This is a genomic window from Neorhizobium galegae bv. orientalis str. HAMBI 540, assembly GCF_000731315.1.
GTDB classification, from domain to species: Bacteria; Pseudomonadota; Alphaproteobacteria; order Rhizobiales; family Rhizobiaceae; genus Neorhizobium; species Neorhizobium galegae.
In genome coordinates this window covers 3,203,045-3,225,922 of sequence record NZ_HG938353.1, presented here as the reverse complement: position 1 = coordinate 3,225,922, position 22,878 = coordinate 3,203,045, and the positions used below count along the sequence as shown (strand labels likewise).

The following is a 22,878-nucleotide window of genomic DNA, read 5'->3' as shown; positions in this document are numbered from 1 at the left end:
TCCAGCGTATTTGGGGTTATCGCAACCGCGGTGAAGCACCCTGCAGTCTAGTAGTTCTCCAGCAAATGCGGCGCGTCCGGGGATCCGAAACGGGGCTGTACGCCGAGCAATGGCGCTGATCGACCGATAATCTCCTTGATCATAGGCGCGGCGGTGGATGCTGCCGTCCGTCCGCCGTGTTCGCCTGTCAGCGGCGCATCGATTATCGAAAGCACGATGTATTTCGGCTTGTCCATCGGGAAGGCTGCGACGAAGGCATTGAAATTGATGTCCTTGGCATAACGTCCGTTGATCACCTTGTCGGCCGTGCCTGTCTTGCCGCCGACCTGGAAACCTTCGACCTGCGCGCCGCGCCCCGAGCCCTTCACGCCGTTCCAGGTGAACAGGTAACGCATGTCGATGCTCGTGCCCTGCTTTATCACCGGGCGGGAAACCAGCTTGGTCTCTTCCCGTGAACGGGGAAGAAAGGTCGGAGGAACGAGGCTTCCGCCGTTGATCAGAGCGGCGGCGGCAACCGCGGTCTGCAGCGGAGTGGTTGCCACGCCATGGCCAAACGAGATGGTGACCGAGTTGATCTTCTTCCATGTCTTCGGTTGGGTTGGCGTCGCCACGCCCGGCATCTCGGTTTCCATCCTGGAAAGAAGCCCGAGCTTCGTGAGGAATTGCCGATGACCCTCGATGCCGACCTTGTCCGCGACCGCCGCAGTGCCGATGTTCGATGAATACTGGAAGACTTCGGAGATCGTCAGTGGCCGGTTCTTTCCGCGGAAGTCCTTGATCGTGAAGCCGCCCATGCGGATCGGCCGGGATGCATCGACGACGGAGTTCAGGGTGATCTTGCCCTCGTCCAGCCCCATCGCCAGGGTGAAGCTCTTGAATGTCGAGCCCATCTCGAACGTGGCATTGCTTATCCGGTTGAACCAGCCCTTTTCATAGTCCTTATCGACACTACCGTCAGGCAGCATCCGGGACGGTTCGTTCGGATCGTAGTCGGGCACGGATGCCATCGCCAGAACCTCGCCGGTATTGACATCGAGGACCACGGCGCCTGCGGCTTCGGCCTTGTAGGCAGTCATCGCGTTCGCGACGACCTGGCGGACGATATTCTGGACGCGGAGATCGATGGACAGCCTGACGGGTTCGAGCGGGACCCCGCCGGTCAGCCCGGCCAGGCGAAGATCGCCAAGACCCTGCTGATCCAGGTGCCTCTCCATTCCGGCGAGGCCCTGGTTGTCGACATTCACATGGCCGACGATGTGAGAGGCGGTCGCACCGCCTGGATAGAACCTGCGTTTTTCCGGTCTGAAGCCGATGCCGGGAATTCCGAGCGCCAGGATATCCGCTTGCTGTTTCGGGGTGAGTTGCCGCTTCAGCCACTGGAATGCGGTCCGCGATCTCAGCCTTTTGTGGGTTTCGCTCCAGTCGAGGTTGGGGATGACGAAGGCAAGTTTCTCGACGACTTCGTCCGCATCGACGATCCTGCGCGGGTCGGCATAGAGCGAGATCATGTTGAGGTCGGTGGCCAGCAGTGCTCCGTTGCGGTCGACGATGTCCGGCCTGGACGCGATGGTGTTGCTGGAAATCGCTCCCGTCGCGGCCGGTTCGGCAAGACCGTATTGGACAAGGCGCGCGCCGACGATGAAATAGACCGCAAGAAAGCTGGCGATCAGGATCCCGAGCCTTTGCCTTGCCTCTTTTTTCCGGCGTGCGCTTGCGCCCATGAAGGTCGCGTTTCTCGCACCGACCTTGCTCCCAACGATGAAATGTGCGCGGCTTCTGAGCCGGACGATAAAAGAGATCATTCCGAACAAATCCAAAAAACATATCAGCCGAGGCAAAAATTGAGCGGTTCGTCAGCCGCCGGATTGCAGCCTGCACGCGGTTGAACCGGAAGCCAACAGGAGAGTTTCTGGCGGAGTGCACATGTTTAAAGTTGTATTAATATACAGTTAAAGTTGTATTCGACTGCGCGCGGAAGATTAACCGACGCCGGTCGCGGCACCGTCCTATCCCCAATGCCGGTGCCGGCCCCTGTCGAGCAAGACGGTCTGGATTACCGGCGGTGCCTGGCGATGGTCCGGCATCGGGATGAGTTGCGGGGGATGGCGTAGCTGGATGCCAGGCGGGCACGGTATTTCGGAGGCGGCTCTCTGCGCTGGAGCCACGCTCCGGAGCCTCCTCGCAAACGCTAATGCAGATGCCTCAACTTGTCGGGGTTGCGCACGATATAGATGGCCGTGATCTTCGCGTCCTCGATATCGAGCGCGGTCGTCTGCAGCTCACCGTCGGCCTCCATTGTGACAAAGCCCGGTAATCCGTTGACGAACCCGGCTCGAACGAGTGTGGAGCCGTTCTTCTGAAACTGATCCGCGAGACTGGCGTGCACTTTCATCACTGCCTCGAAGCCGAGAACTGGCTCCGTGGCCGCAGAGCGCTTGCCGCCACCGTCGGCATGAACGCTGACGTCTGCCGCCAACATGGCACCCAGCGCCGTCATGTCACCGCTGCGCGAGGCGGCGAAGAAGGCCTCGGCAAGCTCGACACCCCGTTTTTTGTCGACCTGGAAACGAGTTCTCGCCCCGCGAACATGGGTGCGCGCGCGGGCAGCAAGCTGGCGGCAGGCGGCCATGTCGCGCTCGATGGTGGTTGCGACCTCCTCGAATCCCAGCCCGAAGACGTCGTGCAGCAGGAAGGCCGCGCGTTCGAGCGGTGAAAGGCGTTCAAGTGCCAGCATCAGCGGCAAGGTAACATCCTCCTCCTTCTCCTCTTCCACGACGGGATCGGGAAGCCAGGGGCCGATATAGGTCTCGCGCTGTCGCCGCGCCGATTTCAGCTGATCGAGACAGAGCCGCGTCACGCTGCGGCGCAGGAACGCCTCCGGTTCGCGTATCTCTTGGCGATCGGCCTTCATCCAGCGGATGAAGGCCTCCTGCACCATGTCCTCGGCGTCGGACACCGATCCGAGCATGCGGTAGGCGACGCGCAGGAGCTTCGGACGCAGCGGGTCAAAACTGGCTGCCGCGTCCGAATGGTCGAGACCCTCCATCAGGCGGCTGCCTGGACGGTCTTGGCGCCTGCCGCATCGTTCCACAGGCCAAAGCCAACCGCCAGCCGGTTCCAGCCGTTGATGACATTGATCATCAAAGTCAGTTTCACCTGTTCCTCCTCGGTAAACTCGGCCTTCAAGGCCGCGTAGCCGCTTTCGGATGAATGACCTTCAGGCAGCCGGGTCAGGGCTTCGGTCCAACCTAGCGCAGCGCGCTCGCGATCGGAATAGCATGGAGCTTCACGCCAGGCGGACAGCAGGTAGATACGCTGCTCGCTCTCGCCCCGCGCCCGCGCTTCGGTCGTGTGCATATTGATGCAGTTGGCGCAGCCGTTGATCTGCGAGGAGCGGATTTTTACGAGTTCGATGAGGCTGGGCTCGAGGCTCGCATCAACATCGGTCGAGACGCCCATCCAGGCCTTCATCAGCAAGGGAGCGGCGGCGAAGGGGTTAAGTTTGGCACTCATGGTTCGTTTTCCTTATGTTGGTTACGACACCATGACGAGACAGAATCTGCCCATGTGACATGCCCGCAAGATTTTTTCTGTCGGGATACGTGAGCAACGAGCCGGCTGCGGTCGCCTCTCCTACATCCGTCATCTCACTCCGCCTTGCTCCGAGCCCCCCTCAAACCTACATGTCTCCCGCCAACTTGGAGACGCCGATGATTTTCGACGCCGCACGCCTTTCGCTCACCAACCTCTTCGCACCCGAGACCCGTTCCGTGTTCTGGAAGACATTGGGGTTCACCGCCCTCGTGCTGATCGGTCTCTGGTTCGCCCTGCGCGAAGTCTTCATTCTTTATGCCTGGCCATGGTTTGCAGCATTCTTCCCCGATCTGCCGGATTGGGCGGGTTGGCTCACCCTGTTTGCGGCGATCGCTGCCAGCATCGGGCTGGCGCTGGCGCTCGCTCTGCTGATCGCGCCGATCACGGCGCTGATCGCCGGGCTGTTCCTTGATGACGTCGCCGAAGTCGTCGAGAAGCGCGATTATCCGATCGACACGCCAGGCAAGGCGATGCCGCTTGCCCAGGCGATCATCGGCTCGATCCAGTTTTTGGGCGTCGTCATTGTCGGCAATATCGTGGCGCTTTTCCTGCTGTTCATCCCCGGCATCAACCTGATCGCCTTCTTCATGGTGAACGGCTACCTGCTCGGCCGGGAATTTTTCGAGTTCGCGGCGATGCGGTTCAGAACCCCTGCGGAAGCACGCGCCTTCCGCTCGAAACATTCCTCCACCGTGTTCCTGGCCGGCCTTCTGATCGCGTGTTTCCTGGCGGTCCCGATCGTCAACCTGCTGACGCCGCTGTTCGCTGCCGGCCTGATGGTGCATCTCCACAAGGCGGTCTCGAAGCGCGATCCCGGGTTCAAGCTTTAGGTGGGCAGGGCAGAAGCGTCGTATAGGACGGCGAATTCTGCGCTCGGAGCGATCGGGGTGATGATGTCGATCAGCACGCCGTTCGGGTCGGCGGTGATGAAATGCCGCTGGCCGAAGTCCTCGTCACGGATGTCGCGGCGGATCGGCAGACCGGTCGCCGTCAAGCGCGCGTAGACGGAATCGACGTCCTCCACCTCGAAGTTCAGCAGCAGCCCAGAAGCCTTTCCGCGCCCGCTTTCCGGGATCGTCTCGTGGCTGCCGTCGAGGATGGCGAGTGTCACGTGCTCGCTCTCCTTGGATTGCAGGTGCACGTACCAGTCGGCGGAAAACAGCGCCTCGAAGCCGAAATACTCCCTGTAGAAGGCCGCTGTGCCGGCCACGTCGTCGGTCATGATGACGGGGTAATAGCTGGTCGCTTTCATGGCTTTCGGGTCTCCGGTTTTCTTGATACATTCTGCCTGTATGTTTTTATAAATACATTCTGCCTGTATGTAAATCGGGGACGGAAAAATGGCACGCAGCAATCGCGAACGCACGGATGGGACGCGGACGGCCCTGCTGGACGCCGCGCGGGCGCTCTTCGTCGAGAAGGGCTATGCGGAAACCGCAACGCCCGAGATCGTCGCTGCGGCCAGGGTAACGCGCGGTGCGCTCTACCATCATTTCACCGACAAACGGGCTTTGTTCTGGGCGGTGATCGAGCGCGAGGCGAATGACGTCGCGGCGGATATCGAGGCGCGTTCAGCGGAGGCCTTCTCGGCACGGGAAGCCCTCCTGCAGGGTGCTTCCGCCTATTTCGACGCGATGGCGGTGGCGGGGAGAACGCGGCTTCTGTTGCGGGAGGCGCCGGCCCAGATGGCGATCGATTCCGGGGAGGGCGACGACCCGGCCGAGTCCAGCCTCAAGGCGGGGCTTTCCCATCTGCTTGCCGGCTCCAGAGCGCTGCCGCTTGTCGATCCACTGACGGTGCTGATCTCGGCGGCCTTCGAGCGGGCGGCGATCGCCATCGATTGTGGCGGCAATCGCGCGGACTTCGAGGCCGCGATCGCGGCCTTAATTGACGGCCTCGCCGATTAGCTGCTGCGGCAGTTCCACAAGCGGCGCCGGCACGTCGACGGTCTTTTCCGGCGAGCGACAGAGATCGGCGATCACGCAACGTTCGCATTCCGGTTTTCGCGCCTTGCAGCAATACCGGCCGTGCAGGATCAGCCAGTGGTGGGCGTGGAAGAGATACTGGTCGGGGATCACCTTCAAGAGGTTCTCCTCGACCTCGTCGGGCGTCTTGCCCGGCGCCATCAAGAGCCGGTTGGCAATGCGGAAGACATGCGTGTCGACCGCCAGCGTCGGCACCCCGAAGGCCATCGACATCACCACGTTGGCCGTCTTGCGGCCGACGCCCGGCAGGCGGATCAGCTCTTCGCGCGTCCTCGGCACTTCGGAATCGAACTCGTCGATCAGCATGCGACAGAGCGCGATGACGTTCTTCGCCTTGTTGCGATAGAGCCCGATGGTCTTGATATATTGGGTGACGCCTTCTTCGCCGAGGGCCAGCATCTTTTCGGGCGTATCTGCGACCTTGAACAGCGCCCGCGTCGCCTTGTTGACGCCCACATCGGTCGCCTGGGCGGACAGTGCCACCGCCACCACCAGCGTGAACGGGTTCACATGCTCCAGCTCACCCTTCGGCTCTGGCCGCTGCACCGAAAAGCGGCGAAAAATCTCCTCCATCTCCGCTTTCGAATAGGGGGATTTGAAGCGCTTGGGTTTGGTCGCCGCCTTGCGCTCGGGCGCGTGATTTGACTTTTGCGGGGTGCTGGTTTTGGATCTGATCTTTGGAGTCGCCATATGCCTGTATAGGCATCCCGCAGGAGGGAAATCAACGTGGACGTTTCCGAGGATCAGCCTGTTTTTGCAGCCGAACTGACGCCCTACCGTTCGCTCGGCAAAACGGGTTTTCGCGTCGTTCTGGTGTTGACGGGCGGCATCTGCGTTTTTTATGGCGGCTTTTTTCTGATTACCGGCGCTTATCCGATCGGCTTCTTCTTCGGGTTGGATTTCCTCGGCCTCTATATAGCGCTGAGGATGAGCTACCGCTCGGGCCGGGCGCGCGAGGAAGTGAGGGTCTCGCGCAGCAACCTGTCGATCCGAAAATTCTCGCCGGCGGGGCGTGTGGTGGAACATCGCTTCAATCCGTTCTGGGCGCGCTTCAACGTCCGCCGCCACGAGGAGTTCGGCATCACGTCCATGTCTGTGACGGGCGAGGGACGCGGCACCGATATCGGCTCCTTCCTCAATCCGGATGACCGGGAAAGTTTCGCCAAGGCCTTCAAGGGTGCTCTCGCCACGGTCAAACAACGGATCTGAGTGGCGAGAAAACCGGCGATAGGGCAAGAAACGGGTGGTTTCGGCGAGGCTGAAGGCGCATTTAGACAGCATATCAGTTGCACAGCGATTTTTTGCGCGCCCACAGCTTCGGCTTCATCGGCGTGCGGCGCTGTAAAGGAGACAAGCCATGAATGCTCTCGCCAAGATCGATTCGTCGCCCATCGACGTGACGCCCGATGGTTCCGATTACGAAACCGTCCGCCGCGTCATCGAGATGATCACGCTCGACTACCGCGATCAGCCGTCGCTCGAGGCGATCGCCTCCGAGCTTGGTCAATCGCCGACGCAGTTGCAGAAAGTGTTCACCCGCTGGGCCGGGCTGTCGCCGAAGGCCTTCCTTCAGGCCGTCACCCTCGACCATGCCAAGCGGCTGCTCGGCAAGGAAGAACTGCCGCTGCTCGAAGCCTCCTACGAGCTCGGGCTTTCAGGCCCGGGAAGACTGCACGATCTGTTCGTCACCCACGAGGCGATGTCGCCCGGCGAATGGAAAGCGCGCGGCGGCGGCCTGACAATCCGCTACGGCTTCCATTCGTCGCCCTTCGGCCAGGCGTTGGTGATGGCGACCGACCGCGGACTTTCGGGGCTCGCCTTCGCCGATCTCGGCTGCGAACAGGCGGCGCTCGACGACATGATGCGCCGCTGGCCGAATGCCGAATATGTTCCCGACCAGGAGATGACGGCGCCTTATGTCGGCCGCGTCTTCGACCGTGCGAACTGGTCCTGCGATCAGCCGCTGAAGGTCGTGCTGATCGGCACCGATTTCCAGGTCCGCGTCTGGCAGAGCCTGTTGAAGATCCCGTTCGGCAAGGCCGTCACCTATTCCGACGTCGCCAACGACATCGGCCAGCCGACCGCCAGCCGCGCGGTGGGTGCGGCCGTCGGGGCGAACCCGATTTCGTTCGTGGTTCCCTGCCACCGGGCGCTCGGTAAGAGCGGGGCGCTCACCGGCTATCACTGGGGGCTGACGCGCAAGCGGGCGATCCTGGGCTGGGAAGCGGGGAATGCGTGAGGGGCCGAACGTTTGAGCTCAGCGTTCAGGTTCCATTGCCGGGCCGCGAGCCGGCTGATACCAAGTCGCCTGCAAAAGTCATGGACGGCCTCTGAGGATTGCGGGATTGCCCATTGGGGCATATAAGTGATGCCTGAAATGTAATCGTCGAAGGACGCGGTCAGGTGCATGAGCGCAGATACCAGAGATCGAAAAGCTTTCTAGGCGCCAAGATCGTCTTTAATGGCGATCATTCGGCCTTCGACTGCATCGTCAAGGAAATCTCGGCCGGCGGTGCGTTGATCAAGATCGAGAACGCGTTGTCCGTGCCGGAAAGCTTCGGTCTCGCCTTGTCAGATGGTCGACGTTTTGAATGCGAAGTCCGCTGGCGGCGGATCAATTCCATCGGAGTGGAGTTCCTGACCGCTGCCTGATTGCCGGTTCGTTCAAGCACAGCCGGTGGTCAGGCCACCCCTTGTGCTCTCTAGCATTACAGTTGCATTTTGCTTTTCAGGTTGCTGCCAGCCTTGCCGGATCGCCAGTCCAGCTCTTGGGCAAGTACAGGGCTCGATCGATAAAGGCATGACCGCGAACGGACACATAGGCGGCGAACACACCGATCTGGCAGTTCGTTATCTTGCCCGCCGAACCTGTGTATTGACGTGCAACGCCGCACGATGTCTTGCCCTGCTTGAGGAAGCCTGTCTCATCGATGACCAGGACCGCATCATCGGTGGCGAGGTTTTCTACAACATATTCTCGCACGATGTCGCGAAGTGCGTCCGCGTCCCAACGCCCGCGACCCAGAATGGCCTGTTGCCGCCACGGGCCGGGATCACCGGCCGCCTCAGCGCGCATCCAACCTGTCTTACGCCGCTCGTCACCCAGCAAGCCATCCAGGAAAAGGTTCGCAGATGCTGCAACGCGCTCCTGGGTAAATAGCTTCCGAATACGTGACTTCACGTCGCGCAGCGATGATGCCCAAAGTTCAAGCGTCGTCTCGATTGATGCGCCTGTCATCCACGACCTCCGAATCATGGAGACCTACAGATTCAGACTACAGATAAATATGCAACTGTAATGCTAGGAAGGTTCGTTCAACCTCAACAACTCCTTCGCCGCCGTCTCATCCGTAATCAGCGTATTGCACCCGACCCTGCGGATCGTCGCGCGGATCGCCACCGCCCGATGTGCGCCGCCGGAGGAGAGCACGATGTGTTTGGCCTGTCTCAACGTATCCAGATCCACCGACATCACCCGCTCGTTCAGCTTGTGATCCACCGAGCGGCCTTCCTCATCGAGAAAATTGAACATCGTGTCGCAGACGCAGCCCGCCGCGATCAGTCGGTCGAGCTCGGCCTTGGAGATAAAGCCTTCCGAGAGCGAGGTCGAATGCGGCCCGATATCGCCGCAGCTCACCACCGCGAGGTCGAGGTTCTCGGCAAGATCGTAGATCGTGTTGAGCCCGCATTGCTCGATCAGCGCCCGCTTGGTCTTGACCGAGTCGACCAGAAGCGGCGCCAGGAACATATAGCATTCGGCGCCCAGCTGGCCGGCGAAACGCCAGGTGTAGTCGATCGGATTGGTCTGGTGGACCGCGACGATGCCGCCGAGCAGCGATACGACCTTACACTTCTCCCGCCGCGGCGGCCGAAAGCTGCCGAGCGAGGCAGTCATGGTGCGGCCCCAGCCGACGCCGATCGTCATGTCGTCCTGCACCACTTCGGAAAGGAATTGCCCGAGCGCCAGCCCGACCGAGCTTGCAAGGGCCGCGGCGCTGTTGTCGCGCGGCGCCGGCACGACCACGGCCTCGTCCAGCCCGTAGGCCTTTTCCAGCCGGATCGCCAGTTCGACGCAGGTGTCGACGCCTTCGCTAATCCAGATCTGGACCTCGGAGCGCTTCATCGCCTCGTCGAGCAGGCGGATCACCGTCGAGCGGCTCAAGCCCAGCCGTTCGGCGACATCTTTTTGCGTCAATCCCTGATTATAATAAAGCCATGCCGCCCGCAGCCTCATGGAGGCTGCTTCGGAATAGGCGGTATGCGTCTCGCGTCTGAGCCTAGCCAACGGGCCTCCCGGGACAATGATGGACAAGCCTTATGATATTTGTTCCAACTGACACATATGTCAATTCCGAAGAACAAATGTCTTGACTTTTTGATCGCCGGCAGGGGATAATTCTTGCCAACGCGCCGGAGGAGCCAAATCGCGCAACAGGCGTTTAGTTCTCCATATATCGAGGAATATTCGGATGACGTCTAAACTAGAGCAGCTTCGTTCCATGACCACGGTCGTTGCCGATACCGGCGACATCGAGGCGGTCGCCCGCCTGAAGCCCGTGGATTGCACCACCAACCCGACCATCGTCCTGAAGGCGCTCGGCACGCCTGTCTTCGCCGACAAGGTACAGGAGGCGATTGCCTGGGGCCGGAAGCAGTCCGGCAATCCGGATGCCGTGGTTTCTGCCGTGGCCGACCGCTTGGCGATCACCGTCGGCGCCTCGCTCTCCGAACTGGTGCCTGGCCGCGTCTCGACCGAAGTCGATGCCGACCTTTCCTTCGACACGGAAGCGTCGATCGCTAAGGCGCGCCAGATCATCGCCGCCTACAAGGAGCGCGGCATCGAGCGTGACCGCATCCTGATCAAGCTCGCCTCCACCTGGGAAGGCATCCGCGCCGCCGAAGTGCTGCAGACGGAAGGTATCGACTGCAACCTGACGCTTCTCTTCAGTCAGGCCCAGGCGATCGCCTGCGCCGAAGCGAAAGTGTTCCTGATCTCGCCCTTCGTCGGCCGCATTCTCGACTGGCACAAGAAGTCGACCGGCCAGGACTACACGGCCGAGACCGATCCGGGCGTCGTGTCCGTCCGCGCCATCTACAATTACTACAAGGCGAACGGCATCAAGACGATCGTCATGGGCGCCTCGTTCCGCAATGCCGGCGAAATCGAAGCGCTGGCAGGCTGCGACCGCCTGACGATCAGCCCGGCCTTGCTCGACGAACTCGACAAGGATACGGGCAAGCTGGAGCGCAAGCTCTCCCCGGAAACCTTCAAGGCCGAGCCTCTCCAGTCGCTCGACGAGAAGGCCTTCCGCTGGATGATGAACGAGGACGCCATGGCGACAGAAAAGCTGTCGGAAGGCATCCGCGCCTTCGCCAAGGACCTTGGCGCCCTGCGCCAGATGGTCAAGAAGGAACTGACCCTCGCCGCCGCCTGATACCAGTTTCCACCGCCGGCATGAAAAAAGGCCCGTCTCGCGACGGGCCTTTTTGATTTTCCGGATCTCGGGGTAGTGGTTTTTCAACCAGATATCCGTCGGCTCTTCAGTCTGTCGCGACTGGTTTGAAAGGTTTTCCCGTCAAACAGGCCGTAGGATTGCCAGCCGTTTTGCGTTCGCTTCCCGTACCAGATGCGCACGTCGACCATATCTCTCCCCAGTTCCCTGGTTACAGATATCGTGAAGACGCCACCCATTCCGGAATCAATATCGTAAACCTCTATGCCATCGCCGGGCATAGGTGTGGTGGTTCGCATGTCATGCTCCAATTGCTCGATAAGATCGGGCTTGGCGCACAAGCGAACGTTGAACTCCGCTTATGCGCTAGAGTTCGAACTGCCTCATGACTATTCCTCCTGAAACGGGAGCCATTGTCGTTCAATGACGGGGAAATTCATGCCCGGATTTTCTTCAGGCCGCAAGCGCGTGCCATCGCCGTCGACCGGTATCAGATCGGCTTTCTGCTAATGAACAGGCCGGTTTCCTTCTCCACTTCGAGCACGCCGTGGCCGCGCTCGAATGCGGCGGCGATTGCTTGCCGGAACGCGTCCAATTGAGCCTCGTCCGCGCTGTCGCCGGGCGGGTAGGAAGTCAGCGCCAGAAACACGTCCTCCGGCTCCGTGATCCGCATTCTTGCGGGGTGCTGCGCAAAGGCGACATCGCGGAACCTCGCACGCATCAACTCCTCGGCCTTGTCGTATCCGAAGACGGCCGCGCTCGGATCGAACGGCTCGCTGCCGAACACGGTGGTGAGTTCGTAGATCCCGCGCATGTTGCCCATGCCATTGGTGGTGACGGCGAGAAAACCTCCCGGCTTCAGCACCCGGAACATTTCCGCGATGCCGGCCGCCGGATCGGGCAGGTGGTAGAGCATGTGCATGGCTACCACCAAGTCAAAGCTATTGTCCTCGAAGGGCAGGGCGGAAGCTTCCGCCTGACGGCCCGTGACCGATCCGAAAGGTAGGGGTGTACAGCGCGCAAGGGCCTCTTCCACCATCCCGGAAGACTGATCGGCGAGCGTCAGGTCGAGATTTTCGGGCATATCCTTGATGACGGAGGCCCAGAACCAGGCTGGGCCGCAGCCGATATCGAGGACCCGGTCACCCGGTTTCAAGGGCAGTTGCCGCGCAACCCAGGGAAACCAGCCGGTTTCGGCAATCGTATATTCCCTGTTAAGGCGTCCGCGAGCCACAAGCTTGCTGCTATCGGCATATTGTACGGCGTTGCCCGAGGTGATCGACGACATGGTACCTCCTGCGGCGATGGCAGCTCGCTTGGCGTACGGAATATCATATCCGGCGAGTTTGCGGTTTTGCAACGGCAGGTAATCTCCGGCGGCCAGTGACGGCCGCCGGAGAGGTGTGGCGTCATCAGGCCGGCTGCGGCACCAGCTTGGCAGTGCCCGGCTTGCGCAGCAGCAGGACGGAAACCGCTGCGATCATGCACATCACGCCGGCGATCTGCAGGGCTGGCATATAGGTGTTGAAGTCGCTCTTCAGGAAGCCCGCACCGAAGGCGGCGGTGGCCGCACCGAGCTGATGGCCGGCAAACACCCAGCCGAAGATCAGACCGGCCCGTTCGCGGCCGAATTCGGCGGCGGCAAGCTTCACGGTCGGCGGCACGGTCGCCACCCAGTCGAGACCGTAGAAGATCGCGAAGACTGACAGTTCGTAGAACGAGAAGCCCGAGAACGATAGATATACCAGCGACAGGCCGCGCAGGCTGTAGAACCAGAACAGCAGCCAGCGATTGTCGTAACGGTCCGACAGCCAGCCGGCGAAGATGGTGCCGAAGAAGTCGAAGATGCCGATCACCGCAAGCGTGCTGGCGGCGGTGACCGCAGCCATGCCGAAATCGCCGCAGATCGAGATCCAGTGGGTCTGGATAAGCCCGTTTGTCGAGAGGCCGCAGACGAAGAACGTACCGAACAGAACCCAAAAGGTGCCGCTGGTCGAGGCATGGCGGAGCGCGCCGATCGGCGAATAGAGCGTCGCCAGGAATTTGTGGTCCTGCTTCGGCGCCGGCGTCACCGCGGTCTCGCCATAGGCCGGCAGGCCGACATCAGACGGATAGTCGCGCATCAAGAGCAAGACCAGCAGCATTGCGGCGGAGATGACGACGACCGTAAAGGTGAGTGCGGTGCGCCAGCCGTAGGCTTCCGTCATGGCGGCGAGCAGCGGCAGGAAGACGAGCTGGCCCGTGGCGTTGCTGGCGGTCATAAGGCCGACGACGAGGCCACGGCTCTTGGAAAACCAGCGGGTCGCGACGGTTGCGCCGAGGACCAGCGCCGTCATGCCGGTGCCGACGCCGATCACCACGCCCCAGAGCGCCACGAGCTGCCAGACCTGCGTCATGAACAACGACAGGACAATGCCGCTCATGATCAGAGCCAGGGCAAAAGTGACGACCTGGCGGATGCCGAAATGGTTCATGAAGGCGGCGGCGAACGGTCCAAGCAGGCCGAAAAGCACCAGCCGGACGGCCATTGCCGAGGAGATGTCGGCGATATCCCAGCCGAACTCCTGATGCAGCGGCTGGATCATCACGCCGGCCGAGCCCATGGCGCCGGCGGTCGCGAGCATCGTCAGGAATGTGGTGATGGCGACCACCCATCCATAGTGCAGGTTTCTGGCCGCCATCCATTGGGCGGCGCGATTGGAAATCATGGTTCTGTCCCTTTCGTGGTCAATGCCGCACCGGCAGCGTGTGATTTTCGGGTATATGCCCGCTTTTGAATAAAAATCAGAGAGCTGCCAGCAGCTCCTGCAATTGTCTGGTTTTCTCGGCCCCGAGCCGGGCTTCGATATCGTCCTGGACGCTGTCCCAGAGGGGGGCGCCCTTTTTCAGGATCGCTGCACCTTTGGGGGCAACCGTCAGCATCGCCTCACGCTGGTCTTCGCCGTGGCCGATCGCCACCAGGTCCATGCGCTCCAGCACCTTGGCATTGCGGCCGACCGTCGAGCGGTCCAGTTCCACCTGGACGGCGAGATCGGTCAGCGAGATCGGCGCCAGCCGGTTGATGTTGCGCAGCAGGCTGAACTGCCCGATGTTGACGCCAAGCGGCGCCAGGGCCTCGTCGTAATAGGACGAGACCTTTCGCGAGGCTTTGCGCAGCAGGATGCAGTGGCAGGTGTCGTTTGGCATGGAGCGGGTATATACCCGCGGTTCGATTTACGCAAGAGGGGTACATCAAAAGCCGGACCGTTCCGGAATGGAGCAGGCCGGCTGCAAGAAAGACCTCCGAGGCGTGAAAAAGAATCCCCCGCTTAAAGCTTCCTCAACAAGAATAGGCGACTATCCCGGCACTATTCCATCCTGTTGTTTTGCGTAGATATGGAGTTGACCATGCCGGAGTTCGGCAAGTGAAGGGTCTGAATTTCCGGTTTTCCAAGAAGCTCGTCTTCATCCTCATGGGCAGTATCGTCGTTCTCGGCGGTGGCAGCGGTGCGGCCGCCGTGCTCATCGGCACGGACAAGATCCTCGGCCCCTCCTATCTGGAGATCAACGGGCTCGAATGTACCGCGCTGGAAACGGTCAAGATCAAGCGGGACCAGCGTTACTGGATCCGAAAATACGTGGTGAGTGACGGGACCGGCGACGGTCTGGCGCGCATCCGCACGGCCTTGCGTGTCGCCAAGGCGGTGCAAGAAAAAGAAAAGGCCGATCTTGTCCAGGTAGCGATGATCGACAAGGCCGGCCCCCGTGATCGCGCTCAGATGCGCGGCCGCGCGATCGGCGCTCAGGTCGTCTATATCCCCGATCCCAACAAGGCGCCCGAAGGCGCCGACGTGCGGCCCTATTCAGCCTACTACCTCGACGGCGCGGCCAATTCGAACGGCGAATATTACGGCATGCGCATCGACCTGCCGCTCGAGGATGTCGAGACGCTCACCGCACGGCTGACCGATCACGCCGATTGCGTCGAACCTGTCGTCGCGGCGCCGGAAGGCGAACACGGCGCTTCCGCCAGCCATGGCGAAAAGCCGAAGAGCCACGGAGCAATGAGCGAAAAGCCCGCTTCCGGTCATGGCGAGCCTGCAGCCGATGCCCACGGTGCTCCGGCGGACGCCCATGGCGCTCCAGCCGAAGGCCATGGCGACGAAGTCGCCGCCAAGGAAAGCGGCGGTTTCTTCAGCTCCATCACCGGCATGATCTTCGGCTCGAAGGCGGAGGCGCCGGCAGCAGCCGTACACGCGCCCGAAGGTGACGCCCACGCCGCTGAAACCCATGCGGCTGCTCCGGCAGCCGCCACGCATCCGGCACCGGCAGCACAGAACAAGGCCGCCGCTGCGCAGGACCATCAGAAGCCTGCCGCCCCGACCCAGGTCGCATCCGCCGAACCGAAAAAGGAAGAGGGCGGTTTCCTCGCTTCCCTGACCGGCATGTTCTTCGGCAGCGGCGAGCACGAGACGCCGAAGGCATCCCCAGTTGCGGCCAAGGCATCGGAGCCTGCGCCCGAGCCTCGCACGTCTGCGGAAGGCGGCAAGCGCTGGTCCAAACAGACCGATGCCGATACCGTCTATTCCGACACCAAGTCGCCGGAAGCGGCGCATGCCGAAGCGGCTCCGGCCAAGACAAACGGCAGCACCGAAGCCGACGCCGCTGGTGCCGAATGGCTGGCCAAGTTGCGCGGCCAACCGGCTCCGGCCGCGTCCGCAAAACCCGCCCAGGCGGTTTCGGCTTCGGATGCGAAGGCTCCGGCTGCCAAGGTCGTGCATTGAGTGGCAGAAGCGCAGGCCGGCACAGCCGACCTTGCGCCGTCTGCAAATGGCGCTAGAATTCTCCCGTCGAAAAGGACCTGAAACGGCAGAGGTAAGCCCGTTTCCTTCCCAACAGGAAGCTCCGTACCGTCATCCGACGGACCCGCGGCAAGCAACCGGCGCAAAGTGCCGGCGGCTTGGCGCGTCTTTTCTTGAAGCGTTCCTGCCCGCCATGCACTTGCGTCTTCTCAAACGAAGGAGACTGCAATGCCCATTATTCGTGCCCATACCGGCATCATCACCCAGATCAACGTCTTTACCGTCCCCGAGGGCGGGCAGGACGCGTTGATTGCTTATCTTGGTGAAGCAGCAAGGGTCGCAAGCGAGGTGCCGGGATGGCTTTCCGCCAGCCTGCACAAGAGCCTCGACGGGACAAGGGTCGTCAATTACGCCCAGAGTGCAGACGGGGCGGCTGCAAGAAGGGTCTTCGACCGCCTGGCTGGCGCTGGCATGATCGATGGCAACAAGGCCTATGGCGAGGCAACCCCCGGACTTTATGAGGTCGTGTTCACACTGGAACGGTGAGCGGGGGCAAACTCTCCTTCGCCATCCCCGGGCTTGATCCGAGGATGACGACCGTGGTGGCCTTGGTGGCGAAGGTGGATTGCGATCAATCCGCCTTGGCGCGCCGTGCCGGGAACAGGATCACGTCGCGGATCGACGGTGAATCCGTCAGCAGCATGACCAGCCGGTCGACGCCGATGCCCAAGCCGCCAGCCGGGGGCATGCCCTGGTCAATGGCGTCGAGGAATTCGTCGTCGAGCTGCTTGTCCTTCTCGCCGCGGGCATGGGCCTGTTCGAGCTGTTCGACCATGCGCTTGCGCTGCTCTTCCGGGTCGTTGAGCTCGGAGAACGCGTTGCCCAGTTCCCAGGCGTTGCAATAGGTTTCAAAGCGCTCGACGAGGCGCGGTTCGCCCGGCACTTCCTTGGCGAAGGGAGAGATGTCCTTCGGGAAATGCGTCACGTGGCTCGGCTGGATCAGCGTGCCCTCGACCTTTTCCTCGAAGATGAAGGCGAGGCATTCGCCCCAGGTCCAGTCCTTTTCGACCGCAAAGCCGGCGGCCTTGGCGGCGGTGCGGGCTTCCTCGTCGGTCTTCATGGCGAGGAAGTCGATGCCGGTCGCTTCCTTGACCGCATCGGGCATCGGCACGCGCTTGAACGGGCCCTTGAAGGACAGTTCCTTGTCACCGAACTTCACTTCGGTCGTACCGTGGATGGTCATGGCTAATGTCGAGAACATGCGTTCGACGAGGTCCATGATGTCCTCGTAGTCTGCATAGGCCCAGTAGCACTCCATCATCGTGAATTCGGGATTGTGGCGGGTCGAGACGCCTTCGTTGCGGAAGTTTCGGTTGATCTCGAACACCTTGTCGGTGAGGCCCGAGACCAACGTGCGCTTCAGAAACAGTTCCGGCGCGATGCGCAGGTACATGTCGAGCTTTAGCGTGTTGTGATGCGTCTTGAACGGTTCGGCTGTCGCGCCGCCATAGACCGAATGCAGCATCGGCGTCTCGACTTCCATGAAGCCGTCGTTTTCCATGAAGCGACGGATGCCGGAGACTATGCGGCTGCGCTGCTGGAAGCGGAGCTTCGACTCTTCGTTGGTCATGATGTCGAGATGGCGCTTGCGGTAGCGCAGCTCGACATCCGAGAGGCCATGCCACTTCTCCGGCATGGGGAGCAGCGACTTGGTGAGCATGGTGATGTTCTGGGCGTTGATGGTCAGCTCGCCGCGCTTGGTGCGGCGCACGACGCCTGTGACGCCGACGATGTCGCCAATATCAACCATCGGCAACAGGTCGCGGGCTTCCTGCGGCGTGGTGTCCTTGTGGGAGAAGATCTGCACCTTACCCGATGCGTCATGGATATCCATGAACATGCCGGAATTGCGCGAGGAATAGACCCGGCCGGCGACGGTGACGATGTCCTGCGTCTCGACGTCCGCTTCCAGGTTCTTGTATTTCTCGGCCAGCTCCGCATTGGTCATCGTTCGGTGGAAATGCGCCGGGTAGACGTCGCCGATCTTTTCACGCAGCAATGCGAGTTTCTGGGCGCGCACCTGGGTGGCGTCGGAGGAGAGGGCGGTTTCGGTCGTGTTCTCGGGCATGGTTTTTCGCCTTCTTCGGGCTGTCTTCGTTGCGGTTACCCCCCTCTGCCCTGCCGGGCATCTCCCCCTCAAGGGGGGAGATCTGACGGAGCTTGCTCATCGCCCTCTCTCTGTCATCGCATGCTCAGCATTCGACGCTGGTTAGGGCGGAGGTGGCGCCTCTGGTTGATCTCCCCCCTTGAGGGGGAGATGCCCAGCAGGGCAGAGGGGGGTATGCTGTACATCCACCTTCAATATGAAGGCATGCGGTTTCTTACTTTCCGTCGCCCACCATCGAGGCCACCACGGTTGCTGCAATCTTCAGCCTCTGGCGCACCACGGACCGACCGAGCAGCGCCATCGAGTCAAATAGCGGCAGCGAGCGCGACGAACCCGACATGGCGACGAACAGCGGCGGAGTGACGACACGCAGCTTCTTGGCGAGTTTGTCGGCCACGGCGCGCAGTTCGGCGTCGATCGTCTCGACATTCCATTCCAGGATCTTTTCCAGATCCGTCTGAACGGTGGTGAGGATTTCAAGCGTCTCGGCCGGGCTGGTCTTCAGGCCCGCAAACGAGGCAGGCGTCAGGCCGACATCGGAGGACAGCAGGAAACCGGCAAGGTTCGGCAGTTCGCCGAGCTTGGAAATGCGGCTCTGCGAATGTTTCAGGCCTTCCGTCAGGCGGCTGTTTTCCATGGCCCATTCCAGAACGCGGGCGACGAATTCGTCCGGAGACAGTTTTTCGCGCAGCCAGCGGCCGTTCAGCCAGTCGAGCTTCTGGATGTCGAAGATCGCGCCAGCCTTGGACAGGTTGTCCGGATCGAACTTTTCGATCAGTTCGTCCATGGTCAGCATCTCTTCGCCTTCGGCGATCTGGATGAAGAACAGGCCCAGAAAGTTCATCAGCGCTTCCGGCAGGTAGCCGAGCGCGGAATAATAGGAGATCGAGGTCGGGTTCTTGCGCTTCGACAGCTTCGACTTGTCGGCGTTCCTCATCAGGGAAAGGTGCATGAATACCGGCTGTTCCCACTCGAAATAGCGGTAAAGCAGGATGTGCTTCGGCACCGAAGCCAGCCATTCCTCGCCCCGCGCCACATGGGTGATCTTCATCAGATGGTCGTCGATGACGTTCGCCATATGATAGGTCGGCATGCCGTCGCCCTTGATCAGCACCTGCATGTCGACCGAATCCCACGGGATCGAGACGTCGCCGTAGACGCCGTCATGGAAGTCGCAGGAGCCTTCGGTCGGGATCTTCATGCGGATGACCGAGCCTTCGCCGGCCGCCATCTTGGAGGTCACTTCCTCGGCCGTCAGGGTCAGGCAGAGGCCATCATATTTCGGCGGCTTGCCGGCGGCGCGCTGGCCTTCGCGCATCTGCTCGAGCCGCTCGGGCGTGCAGAAGCAGCGGAAGGCATGGCCCTTGTCGAGCAGCTGCTGGGCGTAGGGCTGGTACATGTCCTTGCGGTCGGACTGGCGATAAGGGCCATAGGGTCCGCCGACGTCCGGGCCTTCCGCCCAGGTCAGGCCCGTCCAGCGCAGCGCGTCCAGCACCTTCTGCTCGAATTCTTGCGTCGAGCGCGTCGCATCGGTATCCTCGATGCGCAGGATGAATTCGCCGCCATGTTTTTTGGCGAAGAGATAGTTGAACAGCGCGATATAGGCGGTGCCGACATGCGGCTCGCCGGTCGGCGACGGGGCAATGCGGACGCGGGGCTTCGTGGCGATCATGAAGAATGCTCTATCTGTGGCGGCCGGAAAGGCGCCAAGCCTGTTTTTGAAATGCGGATTGGCGCAGGCTTAGGCCATATTCAGCCGTAAGCGTCAAGGTTTTTGGCCTTGAACCCTACCTCACTGGCCAAACATAGAGCAGTGCCGGCACGCTGACGAGGATGATCAGGAAAGAAAGCGGCAGGCCGAGGTGGGGATAGTCGGAGAACTTGTAGCCGACCGGGGTGAGGAAATCGCAGCCGGCGCCGATCGCCACCGCCATCAGGAACGCTTCCGGCCGAAAACCGAGATTGGTGGCGAAGCTCGCCGCGATCGGACCCATCAATGCGGAGACGAATTCAAAGTTCCGGCGCGCCTGATCGTCATGACGCCCGTCCACTGGACAACCAGTGCCGCTTCGATAGGGTGTCGCGGCAAAACGACCAGATTGTTTTGAATGGAGATTTGTCGATGACTGATGTTTTGAACGTGCCGGTGAAGCTGGCCGACGGGCGGGAAACAACGCTTTCGGAATACAAGGGCAAGGTGATGCTGGTCGTCAACGTCGCGTCGAAATGCGGCTTGACCAAGCAGTATGAAGGCCTCGAAAAGCTTTATGAGGACAAGCGCGCCGATGGTTTCGTCATCGCCGCCTTTCCCGCCAACAACTTCAAGGGTCAGGAGCCCGGCACGGACGCCGAGATCGTCGAATTCTGCCAGCTCACCTATGACGTGAAATTTCCGATCTTCTCGAAGGTCTCCGTCAAGGGCGAGGACAAGCACCCGCTCTACCAGGGCCTCACCGGCTCCGGCGTTCCGACCACCGGCGACGGCCCGATGAAGGAAAAGTTGCGCGGCTTCGGCATGGAAGTCGAAGACGGCGAAATTGTCTGGAATTTCGAGAAATTCCTGATCGGCCGCGACGGCGAGATCAAGGCCCGCTTCGCGCCTGACGTCGATGCTCAGGACAGCCGGCTCGTCGATGCGGTCGAAAGGGAACTGGCGAAGAACTGAGGCCTGCGGTTCTTCCTCATGCAGACCTCACTTGATGGATCATCTCAGATGGGCTATATAGCATAAATGATATGGGCGGTTGAGACCCATCAAGCCGTCGATGAGGAAATTGAGGCGTTGCCTGCCGGTCTTCAGGCGCGTCTCCTCCGTCTTTTGGAAGCTATCGAGAATGTTGGCTTGGACAATTTGCGGGCGCCGCATGTCAAACATCTTGAAGGCAAGCTTTGGGAGCTTCGCGCCAAAGCGTCCGAAGGTGTCGCCCGAGGCATCTACGTTACGATGACCGGGCGCAAAGTCATGGTCCTGCATGTCTTCGTAAAGAAGTCGCAGAAAACCCCGCCAAGAGCGCTCGAAATAGCAAGGCAGCGAATGAAAGAGGTGAAGCCATGACCAAGATCGCAGACCTCAAGAAGAAGCTGATGAGCAATCCCGAATTCCGTGAGGAATACGAGAAGGCGGATGCCGAGTTCCAGCTTATCGAAGAGCTGGTGCGTGCCCGGACCAAGGCCAACCTATCTCAGGTCGAGCTGGCCAAAAGAATCGGCACGACACAGTCCGCCATTGCCAGGCTGGAAGGCGGCGGGGTTTCGCCCTCGCTGTCGACGCTTCGGCGTTATGCAGAGGCCACCGGATCAAAACTGGAGATCAATCTGGTTTCGCCTTAGTTATCTCGCTGGAACACCGATTAGAAACAGGGGCAAACCCACGCCGCTAAACCGTGTGACGATCTATGCGAAGGATGTCGAAGCGATGGTGCGTTTTTACGAGACGCATTTCGAGTTCGAAGTCTTGCGACTGCCCGGTGATCGCATCGTCGAACTGGTCAGCAAGGATGGCGGCGCCAACCTGATGTTTCACCCGGCCGCCAAATCGCAGAAGATCGGCCAGGTGATCGTCAAACTGGTGTTCGACGCGGAGGATGTCGAAGCGTTCTGCCGCCGCGCCGCGGAACGAGGGCTGCAATTCGGCCTGATCCACAAGGCCGATGGCTACGAGTTTGCGAATGCCAAAGACCCGGGCCAGAACTCGATCGCGGTTTCCAGTCGAGCCTTCCGCAGAACGGGCGGATAGCCGCCGGTCATTTCACCGGATGACGGACGCGACGCTCGGCGACCGTTCAGTGATGATCTGCCGAACTGTGCGGAATACTCTCATAAATCGGGTCGCTTGCGTTTGCAGCGATGCCAATCGGCCTATCGTATTCGGGATAACCCCTGGGATGGCCTTTTTTCGACAGGCCAACTTTGGCCCTTGCAAGCGTCATCCAAAACTCCGCGACCAACAAGGTGAGCCCGATCACCAGCCCGAAGATAATGGATAATCCCGCGCTCATTGCCGCCTCCATCGATTGCCGGCACTATTGAGCTGGCAATCCTGGATGTCAACGAGCGCCGCCGGCGCTTATGTGCCGATCAATGCAGCGTCGTTCCGCCGCCCGCCTTCTTCTTGCGGGCGTTCTTGGCGAACATGTTGAGCGCTTCCACCGCCGCCGAGAAGGCCATGGCGGCGTAGATGTAGCCCTTGGGCACATGCACGCCAAAACCTTCGACGATCAGGGTGCCGCCGATCATCAGCAGGAAGGCGAGCGCCAGCATGACAATGGTCGGGTTCTTCTCGATGAAATTGGCAAGCGGTGTGGCGGCGATCAGCATCACGGTGACGGCGGCGACGACGGCGACGACCATGATCGGCAGGTGAGGGGTCATGCCGACGGCGGTGATGATGCTGTCGATCGAGAAGACGAGATCGAGCAGCAGGATCTGGCCGATTGCAGACGCGAAGCTCATCTTGAGTACTTCCTTGCCGGCGCCGACCAGGTCTTCCTTGTGGTCGTCGACATCGACGGAATGGTGGATTTCCTTGGTCGCCTTCCAGACAAGGAAAAGGCCGCCGGCGATCAGGATCAGGTCCTTCCAAGAGAAACCGTGGCCGAAGGCCTCGAAGATCGGGTTGGTAAGCTGGACGATCCAGGCGACGGTGCCGAGCAGGGCGAGACGCATGACGAGCGCCAGGCCGATGCCGATCTTGCGCGCGTGTTCGCGGCTTTCGGGAGGGAGCTTGTTGGTGAGGATCGAGATGAAGATCAGGTTGTCGATGCCGAGCACGACTTCCATGACGACGAGAGTGACGAGCGCCACCCAGGCGGCCGGATCCTGAACCAGCGCGACGATATCCTGCATCAACATTCCCTTCTTTCAATCGCAAGGCGTAATTGCCGTCCCGATTTAAGGAC

26 protein-coding genes and 2 pseudogenes are annotated in these 22,878 nt (G+C 61.0%); 12 read left to right on the top strand and 16 right to left on the bottom strand.

The features are described from left to right. Positions 1–47: 47 nt before the first annotated feature. From RG540_RS15965 to RG540_RS15955, 3 genes are all read right to left on the bottom strand, one after another. On the bottom strand, positions 48–1,802 hold the full coding sequence (locus RG540_RS15965; protein ID WP_038589872.1) for a peptidoglycan D,D-transpeptidase FtsI family protein: 1,755 nt from the start codon (positions 1,800–1,802) through the stop codon (positions 48–50). Positions 1,803–2,188: 386 nt separating this feature from the next. Continuing rightward, on the bottom strand, positions 2,189–3,046 hold the full coding sequence (locus RG540_RS15960; RefSeq protein ID WP_038589869.1) for a sigma-70 family RNA polymerase sigma factor: 858 nt from the start codon (positions 3,044–3,046) through the stop codon (positions 2,189–2,191). Further along, positions 3,046–3,513, bottom strand: a complete 468-nt coding sequence (locus RG540_RS15955; protein ID WP_038589866.1) for a carboxymuconolactone decarboxylase family protein — start codon at positions 3,511–3,513, stop codon at positions 3,046–3,048. Before RG540_RS15955 ends, RG540_RS15960 begins: the two co-directional genes overlap by 1 nt. Positions 3,514–3,710: 197 nt before the next feature. Between RG540_RS15955 and RG540_RS15950 the strand changes: the two genes are divergently transcribed. Next, positions 3,711–4,424 (top strand): sulfate transporter family protein, encoded by a 714-nt coding sequence (locus tag RG540_RS15950; RefSeq protein WP_038589863.1) that lies wholly within the window; start codon positions 3,711–3,713, stop codon positions 4,422–4,424. On the opposite strand, the gene RG540_RS15945 is transcribed toward RG540_RS15950, so the two are convergent. Beyond that, on the bottom strand, positions 4,421–4,846 hold the full coding sequence (locus tag RG540_RS15945) for a VOC family protein (protein WP_038589860.1): 426 nt from the start codon (positions 4,844–4,846) through the stop codon (positions 4,421–4,423). The two genes, RG540_RS15950 and RG540_RS15945, sit on opposite strands and share 4 nt — an antisense overlap. Positions 4,847–4,934: 88 nt before the next feature. Here RG540_RS15945 and RG540_RS15940 point away from each other — a divergent pair, with 88 nt between their 5' ends. Beyond that, positions 4,935–5,501 carry a TetR/AcrR family transcriptional regulator gene (locus RG540_RS15940; RefSeq protein WP_038589857.1) on the top strand — a complete coding sequence of 189 codons (567 nt, stop codon included), beginning with the start codon at positions 4,935–4,937 and terminating at the stop codon, positions 5,499–5,501. On the opposite strand, the gene nth is transcribed toward RG540_RS15940, so the two are convergent. Further along, positions 5,478–6,269 (bottom strand): endonuclease III, encoded by a 792-nt coding sequence (nth, locus tag RG540_RS15935; protein ID WP_038589855.1) that lies wholly within the window; start codon positions 6,267–6,269, stop codon positions 5,478–5,480. The two genes, RG540_RS15940 and nth, sit on opposite strands and share 24 nt — an antisense overlap. Before the next feature lie 36 nt (positions 6,270–6,305). On the opposite strand from nth, the gene RG540_RS15930 reads away from it, so the two are divergent. The 3 genes from RG540_RS15930 to RG540_RS15920 all read left to right on the top strand — a co-directional run bounded on the left by RG540_RS15930 (position 6,306) and on the right by RG540_RS15920 (position 8,231). Further along, positions 6,306–6,788, top strand: coding sequence for a DUF2244 domain-containing protein (locus tag RG540_RS15930; protein ID WP_038589852.1), 483 nt, complete (start codon positions 6,306–6,308; stop codon positions 6,786–6,788). A 148-nt stretch (positions 6,789–6,936) separates the two neighbouring features. Then, the gene (locus tag RG540_RS15925; protein ID WP_038589849.1) at positions 6,937–7,818 is read left to right on the top strand and encodes a methylated-DNA--[protein]-cysteine S-methyltransferase; all 882 of its coding nucleotides are present in this window, start codon (positions 6,937–6,939) and stop codon (positions 7,816–7,818) included. A gap of 164 nt (positions 7,819–7,982) precedes the next feature. Then, the gene (locus RG540_RS15920) at positions 7,983–8,231 is read left to right on the top strand and encodes a PilZ domain-containing protein (protein ID WP_038589846.1); all 249 of its coding nucleotides are present in this window, start codon (positions 7,983–7,985) and stop codon (positions 8,229–8,231) included. Between the two features lie 82 nt (positions 8,232–8,313). Here the strand turns inward: RG540_RS15920 and RG540_RS15915 are convergent. Continuing rightward, positions 8,314–8,835, bottom strand: a pseudogene (locus RG540_RS15915) (IS701 family transposase); the annotation flags it as partial. 45 nt (positions 8,836–8,880) lie between these two features. Continuing rightward, positions 8,881–9,813, bottom strand: a complete 933-nt coding sequence (locus tag RG540_RS15910) for a sugar-binding transcriptional regulator (protein ID WP_407668909.1) — start codon at positions 9,811–9,813, stop codon at positions 8,881–8,883. A 235-nt stretch (positions 9,814–10,048) separates the two neighbouring features. Here RG540_RS15910 and tal point away from each other — a divergent pair, with 235 nt between their 5' ends. Then, positions 10,049–11,014: a transaldolase gene (gene tal, locus RG540_RS15905; RefSeq protein WP_038589840.1), complete on the top strand. Its 966-nt coding sequence runs from the start codon at positions 10,049–10,051 to the stop codon at positions 11,012–11,014. 83 nt (positions 11,015–11,097) lie between these two features. Here tal and RG540_RS15900 read toward each other — a convergent pair whose 3' ends face one another. The 4 genes from RG540_RS15900 to RG540_RS15885 all read right to left on the bottom strand — a co-directional run bounded on the left by RG540_RS15900 (position 11,098) and on the right by RG540_RS15885 (position 14,218). After that, on the bottom strand, positions 11,098–11,331 hold the full coding sequence (locus tag RG540_RS15900; RefSeq protein WP_151044286.1) for a hypothetical protein: 234 nt from the start codon (positions 11,329–11,331) through the stop codon (positions 11,098–11,100). A 191-nt stretch (positions 11,332–11,522) separates the two neighbouring features. Next, entirely contained in the window at positions 11,523–12,320 is a 798-nt protein-coding gene (locus tag RG540_RS15895) for a class I SAM-dependent methyltransferase (RefSeq protein WP_038589832.1), read from the bottom strand. 124 nt (positions 12,321–12,444) lie between these two features. Continuing rightward, a complete protein-coding gene (locus tag RG540_RS15890) occupies positions 12,445–13,740 on the bottom strand; it encodes an MFS transporter (protein ID WP_038589829.1) in 1,296 nt (431 codons plus the stop codon). 76 nt (positions 13,741–13,816) lie between these two features. Beyond that, positions 13,817–14,218: a MarR family winged helix-turn-helix transcriptional regulator gene (locus RG540_RS15885; RefSeq protein WP_038589826.1), complete on the bottom strand. Its 402-nt coding sequence runs from the start codon at positions 14,216–14,218 to the stop codon at positions 13,817–13,819. Positions 14,219–14,436: 218 nt separating this feature from the next. On the opposite strand from RG540_RS15885, the gene RG540_RS31155 reads away from it, so the two are divergent. Together RG540_RS31155 and RG540_RS15875 are read left to right on the top strand one after the other, a co-directional pair. After that, positions 14,437–15,795, top strand: a complete 1,359-nt coding sequence (locus RG540_RS31155) for a hypothetical protein (protein ID WP_051909455.1) — start codon at positions 14,437–14,439, stop codon at positions 15,793–15,795. Positions 15,796–16,041: 246 nt separating this feature from the next. After that, positions 16,042–16,359 (top strand): antibiotic biosynthesis monooxygenase family protein, encoded by a 318-nt coding sequence (locus tag RG540_RS15875; RefSeq protein WP_038589823.1) that lies wholly within the window; start codon positions 16,042–16,044, stop codon positions 16,357–16,359. A gap of 85 nt (positions 16,360–16,444) precedes the next feature. On the opposite strand, the gene lysS is transcribed toward RG540_RS15875, so the two are convergent. From lysS to RG540_RS15860, 3 genes and pseudogenes are all read right to left on the bottom strand, one after another. Beyond that, positions 16,445–17,941 (bottom strand): lysine--tRNA ligase, encoded by a 1,497-nt coding sequence (gene lysS, locus RG540_RS15870; RefSeq protein WP_038589820.1) that lies wholly within the window; start codon positions 17,939–17,941, stop codon positions 16,445–16,447. Between the two features lie 253 nt (positions 17,942–18,194). Further along, a complete protein-coding gene (gene gltX, locus RG540_RS15865; protein WP_038589817.1) occupies positions 18,195–19,652 on the bottom strand; it encodes a glutamate--tRNA ligase in 1,458 nt (485 codons plus the stop codon). A gap of 115 nt (positions 19,653–19,767) precedes the next feature. Then, a pseudogene (locus RG540_RS15860) lies at positions 19,768–19,977 on the bottom strand (SLC13 family permease); the annotation flags it as partial. A 125-nt stretch (positions 19,978–20,102) separates the two neighbouring features. On the opposite strand from RG540_RS15860, the gene RG540_RS15855 reads away from it, so the two are divergent. The 4 genes from RG540_RS15855 to RG540_RS15840 all read left to right on the top strand — a co-directional run bounded on the left by RG540_RS15855 (position 20,103) and on the right by RG540_RS15840 (position 21,716). Continuing rightward, on the top strand, positions 20,103–20,645 hold the full coding sequence (locus RG540_RS15855) for a glutathione peroxidase (RefSeq protein WP_038589811.1): 543 nt from the start codon (positions 20,103–20,105) through the stop codon (positions 20,643–20,645). A gap of 66 nt (positions 20,646–20,711) precedes the next feature. Beyond that, positions 20,712–21,035, top strand: coding sequence for a type II toxin-antitoxin system RelE/ParE family toxin (locus tag RG540_RS15850; RefSeq protein ID WP_038589808.1), 324 nt, complete (start codon positions 20,712–20,714; stop codon positions 21,033–21,035). Then, positions 21,032–21,310, top strand: coding sequence for a helix-turn-helix domain-containing protein (locus RG540_RS15845; RefSeq protein ID WP_038589805.1), 279 nt, complete (start codon positions 21,032–21,034; stop codon positions 21,308–21,310). The genes RG540_RS15850 and RG540_RS15845 overlap by 4 nt, the downstream gene beginning before the upstream one ends. 85 nt (positions 21,311–21,395) lie before the next feature. Further along, positions 21,396–21,716 carry a VOC family protein gene (locus tag RG540_RS15840; protein ID WP_046600108.1) on the top strand — a complete coding sequence of 107 codons (321 nt, stop codon included), beginning with the start codon at positions 21,396–21,398 and terminating at the stop codon, positions 21,714–21,716. Between the two features lie 46 nt (positions 21,717–21,762). On the opposite strand, the gene RG540_RS15835 is transcribed toward RG540_RS15840, so the two are convergent. Both RG540_RS15835 and RG540_RS15830 read right to left on the bottom strand, forming a co-directional pair. Then, positions 21,763–21,978 carry a hypothetical protein gene (locus tag RG540_RS15835; RefSeq protein WP_038589802.1) on the bottom strand — a complete coding sequence of 72 codons (216 nt, stop codon included), beginning with the start codon at positions 21,976–21,978 and terminating at the stop codon, positions 21,763–21,765. Between the two features lie 79 nt (positions 21,979–22,057). After that, positions 22,058–22,825, bottom strand: coding sequence for a TerC family protein (locus RG540_RS15830; protein WP_038593966.1), 768 nt, complete (start codon positions 22,823–22,825; stop codon positions 22,058–22,060). Between the last annotated feature and the right edge of the window lie 53 nt (positions 22,826–22,878).